At 66.8% G+C, this 13,878-nt stretch carries 14 protein-coding genes; 6 read left to right on the top strand and 8 right to left on the bottom strand.

The features are described 5' to 3' along the window. Positions 1-92: 92 nt before the first annotated feature. Together BG61_RS20005 and BG61_RS42865 are read left to right on the top strand one after the other, a co-directional pair. Positions 93-1,043, top strand: coding sequence for a LysR family transcriptional regulator (locus BG61_RS20005; RefSeq protein ID WP_035924500.1), 951 nt, complete (start codon positions 93-95; stop codon positions 1,041-1,043). Positions 1,044-1,172: 129 nt separating this feature from the next. Then, positions 1,173-1,337 (top strand): hypothetical protein, encoded by a 165-nt coding sequence (locus tag BG61_RS42865; protein ID WP_158447124.1) that lies wholly within the window; start codon positions 1,173-1,175, stop codon positions 1,335-1,337. Between the two features lie 34 nt (positions 1,338-1,371). On the opposite strand, the gene BG61_RS20000 is transcribed toward BG61_RS42865, so the two are convergent. The 5 genes from BG61_RS20000 to wrbA all read right to left on the bottom strand — a co-directional run bounded on the left by BG61_RS20000 (position 1,372) and on the right by wrbA (position 5,608). After that, complete coding sequence (locus BG61_RS20000; protein ID WP_081868133.1) at positions 1,372-2,142, bottom strand: SOS response-associated peptidase; 771 nt, start codon at positions 2,140-2,142, stop codon at positions 1,372-1,374. A 36-nt stretch (positions 2,143-2,178) separates the two neighbouring features. Beyond that, complete coding sequence (locus BG61_RS19995) at positions 2,179-2,982, bottom strand: metallophosphoesterase (protein ID WP_035924502.1); 804 nt, start codon at positions 2,980-2,982, stop codon at positions 2,179-2,181. Continuing rightward, on the bottom strand, positions 2,979-4,481 hold the full coding sequence (locus BG61_RS19990; RefSeq protein ID WP_081868132.1) for an FAD-binding oxidoreductase: 1,503 nt from the start codon (positions 4,479-4,481) through the stop codon (positions 2,979-2,981). The genes BG61_RS19995 and BG61_RS19990 overlap by 4 nt, the downstream gene beginning before the upstream one ends. Before the next feature lie 102 nt (positions 4,482-4,583). Further along, positions 4,584-4,991, bottom strand: coding sequence for a DUF2069 domain-containing protein (locus BG61_RS19985; protein WP_035924504.1), 408 nt, complete (start codon positions 4,989-4,991; stop codon positions 4,584-4,586). A gap of 5 nt (positions 4,992-4,996) precedes the next feature. Continuing rightward, positions 4,997-5,608, bottom strand: coding sequence for an NAD(P)H:quinone oxidoreductase (wrbA, locus tag BG61_RS19980; protein ID WP_035924507.1), 612 nt, complete (start codon positions 5,606-5,608; stop codon positions 4,997-4,999). Positions 5,609-5,718: 110 nt separating this feature from the next. Between wrbA and BG61_RS19975 the strand changes: the two genes are divergently transcribed. After that, complete coding sequence (locus tag BG61_RS19975; RefSeq protein ID WP_035924509.1) at positions 5,719-7,035, top strand: YihY family inner membrane protein; 1,317 nt, start codon at positions 5,719-5,721, stop codon at positions 7,033-7,035. A 104-nt stretch (positions 7,036-7,139) separates the two neighbouring features. Here the strand turns inward: BG61_RS19975 and BG61_RS19970 are convergent, their stop codons facing one another. The 3 genes from BG61_RS19970 to BG61_RS19960 all read right to left on the bottom strand — a co-directional run bounded on the left by BG61_RS19970 (position 7,140) and on the right by BG61_RS19960 (position 9,723). After that, the gene (locus BG61_RS19970; RefSeq protein WP_035924510.1) at positions 7,140-7,460 is read right to left on the bottom strand and encodes an Mpo1-like protein; all 321 of its coding nucleotides are present in this window, start codon (positions 7,458-7,460) and stop codon (positions 7,140-7,142) included. Positions 7,461-7,573: 113 nt separating this feature from the next. Beyond that, positions 7,574-8,407, bottom strand: coding sequence for an alpha/beta fold hydrolase (locus BG61_RS19965; protein ID WP_035924513.1), 834 nt, complete (start codon positions 8,405-8,407; stop codon positions 7,574-7,576). After that, on the bottom strand, positions 8,404-9,723 hold the full coding sequence (locus BG61_RS19960) for an O-acetylhomoserine aminocarboxypropyltransferase (protein WP_035924570.1): 1,320 nt from the start codon (positions 9,721-9,723) through the stop codon (positions 8,404-8,406). The genes BG61_RS19965 and BG61_RS19960 overlap by 4 nt, the downstream gene beginning before the upstream one ends. A gap of 234 nt (positions 9,724-9,957) precedes the next feature. On the opposite strand from BG61_RS19960, the gene BG61_RS19955 reads away from it, so the two are divergent. From BG61_RS19955 to aroC, 3 genes are all read left to right on the top strand, one after another. Next, positions 9,958-10,410, top strand: a complete 453-nt coding sequence (locus BG61_RS19955) for a CBS domain-containing protein (RefSeq protein ID WP_035924515.1) — start codon at positions 9,958-9,960, stop codon at positions 10,408-10,410. A 222-nt stretch (positions 10,411-10,632) separates the two neighbouring features. Beyond that, positions 10,633-12,573, top strand: a complete 1,941-nt coding sequence (locus tag BG61_RS19950) for an MFS transporter (protein ID WP_035924517.1) — start codon at positions 10,633-10,635, stop codon at positions 12,571-12,573. A 109-nt stretch (positions 12,574-12,682) separates the two neighbouring features. Then, positions 12,683-13,783, top strand: coding sequence for a chorismate synthase (gene aroC / locus BG61_RS19945; protein ID WP_035924519.1), 1,101 nt, complete (start codon positions 12,683-12,685; stop codon positions 13,781-13,783). Positions 13,784-13,878 lie beyond the last annotated feature (95 nt).

Here is a 13,878-nt window from a genome sequence, read left to right as displayed (position 1 = left end):
ACGATGCAAAGCATTTTTACGGGATATGTGACAATCTTTATTGCTGCTCGTGCAACAATGCAGTCACGATATTGATGAACGAGTAAAGGCGTATGGATACGCTTCAAAACATGCGGGTGTTCTCGCGCGTGGTCGAGGCCGGAAGCTTTACTGCGGCGGCTCAGCACCTCAATACAACCACCGCCTACGCATCGCGCGCCGTTTCCGACCTGGAGGCGCACCTGCGCACGCGGCTCCTGAACCGCACGACGCGGCGCATCGCGCTCACGGAGGCGGGCGAGCGCTATCTGCAGCGTTGCGAGCAGATCCTGGCGTACGTCGACCAGGCCGAGGCGGAAGCCGGCGACGCCCACGCGCGGCCGTCGGGCAAGCTCAAGGTGCATTCGATGACGAGCTTCGGCCAGCACTACGCGGTGCCGATGATCTCGCGCTATCAGGCGCGCCATCCGTCGGTGCAGGTCGATCTGACGCTCGCGCAGCGCATGCCGGACCTGCTCGACGAGGGCTATGACGTGTCGCTCGTACTCGCGTCGGAATTGCCGGACTCGGGGCTCGTGTCGCAGCGGCTTGGCAGTGTGTTCAGCATCGTGTGCGCTTCGCCGGCGTACATCGCCCGGCACGGCACGCCGCACGTGCTCTCCGATCTGGCGAGCCATGCGTGCCTGCAACTGATCACGCCCGTATTTCCTCCTGACAAATGGACCTTCGACGGCCCGAACGGCCAGGAAACCGTCGGGCTCGGGCCGACGACCTTCACGGTGAACGTCGCCGACGCGCTGGCGGTGGCGATCCAGGAAGGTATGGGAATCGGCGTGCTGCCCACTCCGTCGGCGCTGCCGGGCTTGCGCGCCGGCAAGCTCGTGCGCGTGCTGCCGCAATACACGATGCAGGAACTGAGCGTGTACGCGCTCTATCCGTCGCGGCAGTATCTCGACGCCAAGATCCGCACGTGGGTGGATTTCATGCGCGACGAACTGCCCGCCACGCTCGCCCGCGACGTCGAATCGCTGAAAGAGTTCGTGCTCGATTCAGCGGGCACATGAGCGCGAACAAGCGCCGCGGGATGTCTCGTAACAATCAATATGTGCGGTGCAACACTTGCTTACTTTTATTTTCGACCGCATCTTGATACTTTCGAGCCATGTCCACTCGTTCACGACCGGGGAAGCCTGATGAATACGCCGCTGACACTCGCCCTCGCCACGCTGCTCGCGCTGATCGCCGTGCCTGCCACCCGTGAACTGCTTCGCGCGAAGCGCGACCAGTCGGCGAGACGCCGGCTCGTGCCGATCCGGATCGAGCGCGCCAATCGCCCGCGCGACCCGCAGGATCGCTGATTTACCACAAGGGACTGATTCGTCAGTCCCTTTTTCATGATCGCGGCGACTGGAGCGGAACGTCGAGCGGGAATTCGAGCGACGCCTGCCCGGGTTGCGCGGCTTGCTCCGGTTCCAGCGGCTCGATGAGACGCGGATCGTCGTTGATGACGCGGTTGACGTCGCTCGACACGCGATGCCACGAAAACTGCGACGCCGCCACGACTTCCTTGCTGCCGAGCGCCGCGAGTTCTTCCGCGCCGAGCGCCGGATCGAGCCAGCGGCGCGCCGCCGCGGGCGGCAATACGAGTGGGCGCCGGTCGTGCACGTCGACGAGCCCCTCGTCGGCGGCGGCTGTCACGATGACGAGGCCCGCGCCCGGCACGAGCGCATCGTCCTCGGTCTGGATGCTGGTGAGCGCGGCGAGAAACATCGGTTCGCCGTCCGTGCGCCGGATGAAGTAGGGCTGCTTGAACGGCTTCGCCCCGGCCGGGCCCGCTTCGACGCGCCATTCGAACCAGCCGTCGGCGGGCACGAGGATGCGCGCCTTTCTCCACAATGCCTTGAAATATGCGCTGGTCGCCGCTGTCTCGACGCGGGCGTTGATCGTCTGCGGAAGCTTCTTCTGGATTGCCCACGGCGGGCAGTAGCCCCAGTGGACGGCGCGAATCGTCTCGTCAGGGTAGATCGCGAGCGGATGCGTGCCGGGCGAAAGGTTGTAGCCCGGGCGGCGGTCGGCGGCATCGACGAGCACGAACGGATTTTTCAGATGCAGGCGCTGCGCATAGTGCATCGGTAACCGGTACTGGCTGATTCGGCCACACATGGCGTTCCTCCGCAAAGTCCAACGGATTTCCGACTTTCAGACCTCGACGATCTTATCCCACGCGAAGTGCGGGTTTTCGAGCTGGCGCGTGCGCCGGTCGATATAGCCGCGCGGATTGCAGACGACGCGCGTGTTCCCCACCGTGTAATCAAAAGCCGTGTGCGTGTGGCCATGAATCCACAGCGACACCGGCTCGCGCGCGAGCGAGGGCAGGTCGTTCACGAACCCCGCCGACACCACGTCCTGCGCGTACTTTTCCGCGAGGCTTTCCTTGAACGGCGCGTGATGCGTGACGACGATGGTCTTGCCGCCGAACGGCTTCGCCAGTTCGCTTTCGAGCCACGCCCGCGCGTGTTCGTGAAGCGCCAGCGAGTCGCTGGTGGCGAACGAGCGCGGCTCGCCGTCGGGCTCGGGCCAGGAAATCTGGATGACGCCGCGATAGTCCAGCATCACCCGCGCGCACGCTTCCTGCGCGCGGGTGAGCGCGTCGCCGGACACGCCGAAGAGCGCGAAGTCGGTCCAGAGCGTCGTGCCGAGCACGCGCCATTTGCCGTACCGGTCGACGAGCGTCGCGTTGTTCAGGTAATGCACGTTGTCGACGCTGCGCGCCGCGTCCTGCATCGCGGCTTCGAGCGCGCCGAACTCGCCGTCGTAGTACTCGTGATTGCCCGGCACGTAGACGATGGGCACGTCGGAATCGAAGTTCTCCGCCGCCCAGCGCACGCCTTCCGCGTGGTTGTGGATATCGCCTGCGAGCACGACAAGATCGGCCTGCGCGTAGGGAATCGCGAGGGGCTCGTCGGCTTCGAGATGCAGGTCGGACAGAACGCGAATTTTCACGGTGCGCTCTCCTCGGTATGGTCGGGCGCGGTGCCGGGGCGCAGGCCGGAAGGGCGCGCCTCTGGGACGACCTTGCCGGGATTCATGAGATTGTCGGGATCGAGCGCGGCCTTGATGGTCTGCATGAGGCGCACCTCGACGGGCGACTTGTAGTGCATCGCCTCGTTCACCTTCAGTTGCCCGAGGCCGTGTTCCGCGCTGATGCTGCCGCGATGCGCATGCACCTGCTCGTAGACGAGCGTGTTGATGCGCGCCTGGTATTCGTCGAGGAAGCGCTTCGGATCGACGCCCTCGGGCGACTGCACGTTGTAGTGCAGATTGCCGTCGCCGAGATGGCCGAACGTCACCATGCGCGCGCCGGGCGCGGCCCTTGCGATCAGCGCGTCGGTTTCCTCGATGAAGCGGCCGATGCTCGAAATCGGCACCGAAATGTCCTGCTTGATGTTGAGCCCTTCTTCGGCCTGCGCGAGCGGAATGTGTTCGCGCAGGTCCCAGAACGCCCGCGACTGCGACAGGTTCTCCGCGACTACCGCATCCGCGACGATGCCCTCTTCGAGCGCCTCTTCCATCAGCCGCTCGAAGAGGGCGCGGGCGTGCTCCTCGCTTTCGCTGTCGGAGAGTTCGAGCAGGACGGTTTGCGCGTGCGTGTGGGCGAACGGATAGCGCATCTGCGGAAAATGCCGGCCGACGAGCCGCAGCGAGAAATCGGACATCAACTCGAAACCGGTGAGGAGCGCGCCGGCGTGGCGCTGCGCCATCGAGAGGAAATCGAGCGCGGCGTGCGGCGACGCGAGGCCCGCCAGCGCCGTTACCTTCGCGACGGGCGCCGGATGCAGTTTCATGACCGCGGCCGTGATGATGCCGAGCGTGCCCTCCGCGCCGATGAAGAGGTCGCGCAGGTCGTAGCCGGTGTTGTCCTTGCGCAGGGCGCGCAGGCCGTCCCAGATCTCGCCTTGCGGCGTCACGACTTCGAGCCCGAGGCACAGCTCGCGCGTGTTGCCGTAGCGCAGCACGCCGGTGCCGCCCGCGTTGGTCGACAGATTGCCGCCGATCGTGCAGCTGCCTTCGGCAGCGAGACTCAGCGCGAAAAGGCGCGCTTCGGCCTGCGCGCGCGCCTGGATCTCGGCGAGCACGACGCCCGCCTCGACGGTGATGGTGTTGTTGTGCGCATCGACGTCGCGAATGCGGTTCAGGCGCTTCAGGCTGATGACGGCCTGCGCGCCGCTTGCGTCGGGTGTCGCGCCGCCCGCAAGTCCGGTGTTGCCGCCCTGCGGCACGAGCGCCACCCGGTACTCGCGCGCGAGGCGCACGACGGCCGCGACCTCGCGCGTGTCGGCGGGCAGCAGCACGGCGCACGCGCGGCCGAGGTAGCGGCGGCGCCAGTCGGCGAGAAACGGTGCGGTGTCGTGCGCGTCGGTCAGCACGTGTGCTGCGCCGAGCGCCTGCCCGCAGGCGGCGACGAAGGCGCGGGTATCGGATGGTCGGTCAGCAGCGGTCATGGCGTTCGAAATCGAAAAGCATAGTTCACAGTATCGCGCAGCCCGCGCCGGCGCGATGCCTGGCCGAATGGCATAGGCCCGCAACGCACGCGGGCATCCGTGTTACAAAGCGTCCTGGCGCAGGCGTTTCGCGGCGCGCGCGGCGCGCTTGAACGGCGCGACGTAGCAGAGGGCGCAGGTGAAGCAGGCAAGCGAGAGCAGCGCTTCGGCCCAGCCGAGACGCGCGGACAGGCCGCCGTCGGTCATGCCGCGCACGACGCCTTCGGCCAGATAGAGCAGCACCAGCATCGACGTCCATTGCAGCGTGTAGACGCTGCGCCGCCACACGCCGGGCAGGGCGAAGGCGAGCGGAAGTGCCTTGATCGCGAGCGCGGAGCCGCCCGGGCGCAGCGGCGCGAGCCAGAGTTCCCACGCGAGCGACAGTGCGATCAGCGCGACGAGGCTCAGCAGCGCGCCGGTGGCAAAGCCGGTTCGGACCGTGGCGGGGGGGCGGACTATGGGCTGGCCCATGGGGTTCATGCGCCGCGCACGAGTTGCGAAGCGGCGCGTGCAAGGCGCGCGCCGAGCACCACCGCGAGCGCCTTTTCGTCGGCGGAGATGCCGTGGCCGTTGCCGTCCTCGTTGCTCGCGCGCGCGTAGTGCGAGGCGCCGTAGGGCGTGCCGCCGGTCTGGGTCGTGGTGAGCTTTGTCTCGGTGTACGGGATGCCGAGGATCATCATGCCGTGATGCAAAAGCGGCAGCATCATCGAGAGCAGGGTGGTCTCCTGCCCGCCGTGCAGGCTCCCCGTCGACGTGAACACGCACGCCGGCTTGCCCGCGAGCGCGCCGGAGAGCCACTGGGGTGTCGTGCCGTCGAGGAAATATTTGAGCGGCGCCGCCATGTTGCCGAAGCGTGTGGGCGAGCCGAGCGCGAGTCCCGCGCATTCCTCGAGATCGCGCACTTCGGCGTAGGGCGGGCCGTCGGCGGGAATGTCGGGCTGGGTCGCCTCGCAGACGGCCGACACGGGCGGGACCGTGCGCACGCGCGCCTGCATGCCGGGCACGCTGTCGATGCCCTGCGCGATCGCCAGGGCGAGTTCGCGCGTTGCGCCGTGCCGGCTGTAATAGAGCACAAGAATGTCGTTCATAAGCCTTTTTAGTGAACGGGTATTATAGGGATAGGGTTCACGTTCGTGGCGTTCGGGGGATTTCGGCGATCATGCTCGCCGCGAGAAGCCACGTTTGAGGAGAATCGTTTTTGCGGAAGCCTTCCATCGATCTCGCCACCGTCAGGCGCCTCGCGAGCTTCGTCGCGAGGCGCCTCGGCGAGGATCGCGTCGCCCAGGTCGCCGGCAGCCTCACGTTCACGAGCGTGCTCTCGCTCGTCCCGCTCGCGACCGTCGCGTTCGCGCTCTTCACCGCGTTCCCGATCTTCAGTTCGTTCCAGTCGTCGCTGCAGGACTTTCTGGCCGTGCATCTGATGCCCTCGCAGATCAACAGCCAGATCTTCAAGTACCTGAACCAGTTCGCGTCGAAGGCGAAGGGGCTGACCACGGCGGGCATGATCATCCTGTTCGTGACCGCCGTGATGACGATGATGACCGTGGAGTCCGCGTTCAACGTGATCTGGCGGGTGCGCAAGGCGCGGCCGTTCGCGCAGCGCGTGCTCGTGTACTGGGCGATCATCACGCTCGGGCCGATTTTCTTCGGCGTGAGCCTGTCTATCTCGTCGTACCTGTTCGCGCAGTCGATCGCGTTCGCGGGCTCCCACAACCTGCTGCCGCCGATCGTCGAATGGGCGCTCACGGGCGTTTCGCTGCCGCTCACCGTGCTTGCGTTCACGATGCTCTATGTGTACATGCCGAACTGCAAGGTGGAATGGCGCGACGCCGCGATCGGCGGCCTGATCGCGGCGGTCGCGTTCGAACTGGGCAAGCGCGGCTTCGGCTCCTACGTGCGGCGGATTCCGACCTACACGGCCGTCTACGGCGCGTTTGCGGCGCTGCCGGTGTTCCTGCTGTGGGTGTATCTGTGCTGGATGATCGCGCTGATCGGCGCGATGGTGACGTCGGCGCTGCCTGCGATCCGCATCGGCCAGTTTCATCGGCGCGATTTTCCCGGCAGCGATCTGCTCGACACGCTGGAACTGCTGGCGAGGCTCGTCGAAACGCGCGAAGAGGGAAAGCCCGGCTACACGGCGCTGCAGCTCGCAAAAATGCTGCGCTGCGATATGGACACGTCGACGCGGCTTCTCGCGCGCGTGGAGGCAGAGGGCTGGGTGGGGCGGCTGGAAGACGCGCACGCGCCGCGCTACGTGCTGATCGCGAACCCGAGCCAGATTACCGTGACGATGCTGTTCGACCTCTTCGTGATCGACCGCGAGGAGCTCGATTATCAGTTGCGGCTCGACGCCACGCAGGTCGACCGGGCCGCGCTGATGAGCGCGCTCGAGAACGAGAAGCTCGACATCACGCTCGGGTCGCTGATCGCGGCGCGCACCTCTGCGCTCACGAACGCGCGTCTTCGGGACCCGTCGCGCATGCCCGACGCCTCATCGGCCGGACTCGGCGCGTGAAGTCATGAGCGGCCGCGCGGCAAGCGAAAGGTACGCAAAAGGTACGTAAAAGGCACGCAAAAGGTCGGCAAAACGCACGCGGGACGCACCGCCCGGGCCGCGCCCTAAAGCGAAATCTTCCCGACGCAGATGTCCTTGAACATCACCCAGTCGCCCATCAGGCTGTAGACCGGATGACGGAACGTGGCGGGGCGGTTCTTTTCGAAGAAGAAGTGCCCGATCCACGCGAACCCGTAGCCGCACACGACGGCCGCGGGCAGCCAGAGCCAGTCGCCCGTGGCGAGCGCCATGGCGAGGCAGCCGATCACGCCGAGCGAGCCGATGAAGTGCAGTCTGCGCGACACGAGATTGCGATGCTCTTCCAGATAGTAGGGATAGAACTCGGCGAAATTCGTGAAGTGGTCGCTGTGTGCCGTATGAGCCATGGCTGCCTCCCTTTCGATCGATGCCCGGCAAGCAGGCACGATCCATTGTGCGACCGAAGGGCGGCGCGGCGCAACCTGGCCGTTCGGCCGATGGCGAAGCGCTTTCCGGCCGCTTATTCTCGAGCGTGTTCCTGGCGTGTGGCGAAGCCGAACAGCGCGTCGAGCGTCGCGTCGGGCTGCTCGGCCATCAGCGCGTGGCCGGCGTCGAGCGAGACGGTATCGACCTGAACCCCGGCTTTCGACATCGCGATCGCGACGGCGCGCGCGGCTTTTGGCGGCGTCATGAGGTCGCGCCGGCCGCAGAGCACGAGCACCGGACAGCGCACGGCCGCCGCGCGTTCGAGGCCGTCGGCGTAGGCGTTGCACGCGGTGAAATCGGTATGGAAGAGCTGGCCCTCGCCGCGCGCCGAGACGCGCTCCATCAGGCGCTGGTTCATGCCGTGCAGCCAGAAGCCGGGCGCGGGGCTGGAGGGCTTGGCGGCAATCGTCGAATGCGACCACTGGTTGACCATGTCGATGGCCTGCGGCTCGTGCTCGCGGGCGGCGTCGAGCAGCGCGTCGGAGACGGCCATCGGCACGGCGGTGGCGACGAGCGCGAGTTTCGAGACGCGCGCCGGATGGCGGGCGGCGGCATCCATCGCGATGAGCGAGCCCATGCTGTGGCCGATCACGAGCGCCTCACGGGCCCCGGCGGCGTCTAGCGCGGCGATCACCCAGTCGGCGAGCGACGCGACGTCGCGCAGCGCGGGACCGTCGCTGCGGCCGTGGCCGGGCAGATCGAGCGCGAGCACGCCGAATCCGTGATGCGCGAAGTAGCGCGTCTGCAGCGCCCACACGCTGTGGTCGTGCTCGGCGCCGTGGATGAATACCGCCGCCGGACGGCTGGCGTCGAATGCCTTGCCGCCGGTGTAGGCGTAGGCCGCCTTGCCGTGGACGTCGAGGATCATGCGCGGCTCCAGGGCGAGGGCGCGGCGGAATCGCCCTTTTGCGCCGCCTTGAGGCCGCGCTTCAGGTCGTCGATCAGGTCGTCCGGGTCTTCGAGGCCGATCGAGAGGCGAATGCGGCCCGGCGAGATGCCCGCCGCGGCGAGGGCGGCGGCGTCCATGCGGAAATGCGTCGTGGACGCCGGGTGGATCACGAGCGAGCGGGCATCGCCGACGTTCGCGAGATGCGAAAAGAGGCTGAGCGTCTCGATGAAGCGGCGTGCGGCGGCGACGTCGCCGCGCAGGTCGAAGCTGAACACGGCGCCCGCGCCGCGCGGCAGGAGGCGCCCGGCGAGCGCGTGATCGCGGTGCGTCGGCAGCTCGGGGTACGCCACCGCCTCGACCGCCGAATGCGCGAGCAGGAACTCGACCACCTTGCGCGTATTGGCGACATGGCGGTCCATGCGCAGCGGCAGCGTCTCGATGCCCTGCAGCAGTTGCCACGCCGCCTGCGGATGCAGGCACGCGCCGAAGTCGCGCAGGCCCTCGCGGCGCGCGCGCAGCAGGAACGGCGCGACCGTGCTCTCTTCGGCGAACACCATGCCGTGAAAGCCGTCGTAGGGTTCGGTGAATTCGGGAAAGCGATCGGTGGCGGTGAAGTCGAACGTGCCGCCGTCGACCAGCACGCCGCCGATCGTCGTGCCGTGGCCGCCCAGGAACTTGGTCGCGGAGTGATAGACGAGGTCGGCGCCGTGCTCGAACGGCCGCAGCAGATAGGGCGTCGTGAACGTCGAATCGACGAGGAGCGGCACCTGGTTCGCATGCGCGATCTCGGCGACGCCCGCGATATCGAGCACGTCGAGCCCCGGATTGCCGAGCGTCTCGCCGAAGAACAGCCGCGTATTCGGCCGCGCGGCGGCGCGCCAGGCGTCGAGATCGTGCGGCGCGACGAACGTCGTTTCGATGCCGAAGCGCCGCAGCGTGTAATGCAGCAGATTGTGGGAGCCGCCGTAGAGCGCGCTCGATGCCACGATGTGAGAGCCCGCGCCCATCAGCGTCGCGATCGCGAGGTGCAGCGCTGCCTGGCCGCTTGCCGTGCCGATCGCGCCGACGCCGCCCTCGAGCGCGGCGACCCGTTCCTCGAACACTGCGACGGTCGGGTTCGAGATGCGCGAGTAGACGTGCCCCGAGCGCTCCATGTTGAAGAGGGCGGCGGCGTGGTCGGTGTCGCGAAAGGAGAACGACGTCGTCTGGTAGATCGGCGTCGCCCGGGCGCCCGTGGCCGGGTCGGGGGCGGCGCCCGCGTGCAGCACGAGGGTGTCGAAACGGTTGGCGGGCATCGTGGGCGGCGGGCCGCGCGGGGCGGCCGGCAAGGGTCGAAGGTCAATTATCGTAACATCGGGGCGGGTCGCGCGGACCTAGGGCGCAGACCTAGGGCGCGAACCCGGGCGAAAGCGCGAAAAGCTTGTCTGACGGGCCGCGCGGGCAATCGGAGAAGGCCCCGCCGCGCTTTCCTTTTAACGGTCTTTCCGCTAGGATCGACCCAAGATTCGGCTTTTCGCGAGGAGACAATCATGCGAGTCAGCGACATTCTCAAGGTGAAGGGCAACGCGCTCTTTACCGTAACACCCGATACGCCGCTGCACGATGCAATCAATACGATGGCATTGCACGACATCGGCTCGCTCGTCGTCATGGAGTACGGCGACCTCGTCGGCATGCTCACGTTCCGCGAGATCATCCTGACCTTGCGCGACAACGGCGGCAGCGTCGGCACCACGGCCATCCGCAAGGTCATGGACGACCATCCGCTCACCTGCACGCCGGAAACGGACGTGAACGAGGTGCGCCGCATGATGCTCGAGCATCACGTGCGCTATCTGCCGGTGATGGAAAACCGCGCGCTGATGGGCGTGATCTCGTTCTACGACGTGGCGCGCGCCGTGGTCGAGGAGCAGAGCTTCGAAAACCGCATGCTGAAGGCCTATATCCGCGACTGGCCGGAGCAGCAGGAAGAAGCGCGCTGATCTTTCAGTGCTTTCAGTGCGTTGATCCTCATCCTCGTCGAGACGTACGCATCACCCGGCACAGCAGGACATCGGCAATAGAAGGCGCGCTGCGCTCGGCGCGCCTTTTTTTCGTCCGGCGCGGTGCGCGCTCGCCGCGTCGCCGTACCAGCGGTTTTTCCGGGTTTGCCGCACACTGGCGGCGCCAGCTTCGACCCCCTCAGCCAACACATTCAACAATCCATGAGTGAGCACCCGCTTCCCGCTTCGCGCGAGGCGTCCCGCCGCGCGGGCGACGACGGCGACAGCCAGTTTCGCCTGCTGCGCGAACGCCGCTTCGCACCGTTCTTCTGGACGCAGTTTCTCGGCGCGATGAACGACAACGTGTTCAAGGTCGGCTTCTCGTCGCTCGTGACGTTCCAGGCCGCGCGCTTTTCCGGCGTCGATCCGAACACCGCCGCCTTCCTCATTTCCGCGATCTTCATCCTGCCGTTCGTGCTCTTTTCCGCGACTTCCGGCCAGATTGCGGACAAATACGACAAGGCGACGCTCACGCGCCTCGTCAAGACATTCGAGATCGCGGTGATGCTCGTCGGCGGCGCGGGGTTCATGCTGCACAGCGCGCCGCTGCTCTATGTCTGCACCTTCCTGATGGGCGTGCATTCGACGGTGTTCGGGCCCGTCAAGTACGCGTATCTTCCGCAGCACCTGAAGTCGTCGGAACTGGTGGGCGGCAACGGGCTCGTCGAGATGGGCACGTTCGTCGCGATCCTGGTCGGGACGATCGTCGGCGGGGCGGCGGCGGGGCTCGCCGCGCACGGCGCGACGCTGCTCGCGGCGGCGTGCCTCGCGTTCGCGCTGATCGGGCGGGCGGTGTCGGGCTTCGTGCCGAAGTCGGAAGCGCCGCAGCCGGACCTGCGCATCAACTGGAATCCGTTTAGCGAAACCTGGCGCAATCTCGCCCTCGCGAGGGAAGACCGCACCGTGTTCCTGAGCCTGCTGGGCATTTCGTGGCTGTGGTTCGTCGGCGCGACCTTTCTCACATCGTTCTTCAATTTCGCGAAGGACGTGCTGTCGGCGAACCCGGACGTGGTCACCATCCTGCTCGCGACGTTTTCGATCGGCATCGGCACCGGGTCGCTCCTGTGCGAGAAGCTGTCGAAGCGGCGCGTCGAGATCGGGCTCGTGCCGCTCGGCTCGATCGGTATCAGCGTGTTCGCGATCGACCTCTTCTTCGCGAGCCATCGCATCCCGCCCGCCGGGCATCTGCTCGATGTCGGCGAGTTCCTGGCGGTCGCCTCGCACTGGCGCATTCTCGCGGACCTGTTCCTGCTCGCGATGTTCGGCGGGTTCTACAGCGTGCCGCTCTACGCGCTGATCCAGAGCCGCAGCCAGCCGACGCACCGTGCGCGCATCATCGCCGCGAACAATATCCTCAACTCGTTCTTCATGATCGTGTCGTCGCTGATGGCGCTCGGGCTGACGTCGCTCGGCGTCGGCATTCCGGGGATCTTCCTTGTCACCGCGCTGCTGAACGTCGTCGTGGCCGCCTACATCTACTCGCTCGTGCCCGAGTTCCTGCTGCGGTTTCTGGCGTGGCTCCTCGTGCACACGTTCTACCGCATCCGGCTCGTCAACGCCGAGCGCATTCCGCGGCGCGGCGGCGCGGTGCTCGTGTGCAACCATGTGAGTTTCGTCGACGCGATCGTCATCATGGGCGAAAGCCCGCGCCCGATCCGCTTCGTGATGGATCACGAGATCTTTCATGCGCGTTTCATCGGCTGGCTGTTTCGCCATGTGAAGGCCATTCCGATCGCGCCCGCGCACGAAGACGCCGCGCTGCTCGAACGCGCCTACGACGCCTGCGGCCGCGCGCTCGAAGCCGGCGAACTGATCTGCATTTTCCCGGAGGGCAAGCTTACGCGCACAGGCGAGATCAATCAGTTCAGGCGCGGCGTCTCGGAAATTCTGTTGCGGCGTGCGGCGCCCGTCGTGCCGATGGCGCTCGGCGGGCTGTGGGGCAGCGTGTTTTCACGCGACGAGGGCGGGCGCGTGCCGCGCCCGATCCGGCGCGGCGTGATGAGCCGGCTGACGCTCACGGTCGGCGAGCCGCTCGATCCCGCCGACGCGACCCCCGAGCACCTGCAGCGGGTGGTGAGCGCGCTGCGGGGCGTGCGCAAATAAGGGCGCGCAAGCAGGGGCGCGGCGGCGCGGCCTCCGGCACGCGCGGCTCGCTCGGGCGGCCGCTGGCATAATATCGGTTTCCCCGATTCAACTTTCCAGGGCGACGCACATGTCCGGCAACACGTTAGGCACGCTTTTCACCGTCACGAACTTCGGCGAGTCGCATGGGCCCGCGATCGGCTGCGTGATCGACGGTTGCCCGCCCGGCATGGCGCTCACCGAAGCCGACATCCAGGTCGAGCTCGATCGCCGCCGCCCCGGCACGTCGCGGCACGTCACGCAGCGCCAGGAGGCCGACCAGGTCGAGATCCTGTCGGGCGTGTTCGAAGGCAGGACGACGGGCACGCCGATCGCGCTTCTGATCCGCAACACGGATCAGCGCAGCAAGGATTACGGCAATATCGTCGAGACGTTCCGTCCCGGCCACGCCGACTACACGTACTGGCAGAAATTCGGCATCCGCGACTATCGCGGCGGCGGCCGGTCGTCCGCGCGGCTGACCGCGCCGACCGTCGCGGCGGGTGCGGTCGCGAAGAAGTGGCTGCGCGAGCGCATGGGCATCGAGACGCGTGGCTACATGAGCGCGATCGGCGAGATCGAGGTGCCGTTCGTGTCGTGGGATGACGTGCATCAGAATCCGTTTTTCGCGCCGAACGCGGACGTCGTGCCGCAACTGGAAGCGTATATGGACGCGCTGCGAAAGGACGGCGACTCGATCGGCGCGCGCATCAGCGTGATCGCGACCGGTGTGCCGGTCGGACTGGGCGAGCCGCTCTACGACAGGCTCGACGCCGACATCGCGAAGGCGATGATGGGCATCAACGCGGTGAAGGGCGTCGAAATCGGCGCGGGATTCGCGAGCGTGGCGCAGCGCGGCTCGGTTCACGGCGACGAAATGACGCCCGATGGTTTCGCGGCGAACAACGCGGGCGGCGTGCTCGGCGGCATTTCGAGCGGACAGGACATTACGGTGTCGATCGCGATCAAGCCGACGTCGAGCATCCGCACGCCGCGGCATTCCATCGACAAGGCGGGGAACCCCGCCGTCGTCGAGACGTTCGGGCGCCATGACCCGTGCGTCGGCATTCGGGCGACGCCGATCGCAGAAGCGCTCCTCGCGCTCGTGCTGATCGATCATGCGCTGCGCCATCGCGCGCAATGCGGCGACGTGTCGGTGAACACGCCGAAGATCGCGCCGCACGTGCCGTGAGCGTCGAACGCGCTCTGGCGGTGGAATGAAAAAAGGCGTCGGCTGTGGGCCGACGCCTTTTTTACATGGGCGTTCTTCCGCTCACATGTTCGGAT

Origin of the sequence: Caballeronia glathei, from assembly GCF_000698595.1 — a bacterium.
Classification (GTDB): Bacteria; Pseudomonadota; Gammaproteobacteria; order Burkholderiales; family Burkholderiaceae; genus Caballeronia; species Caballeronia glathei.
Note: the sequence above shows the minus strand (reverse complement) of the source record. Positions and strands in the feature narration are given on the sequence as shown.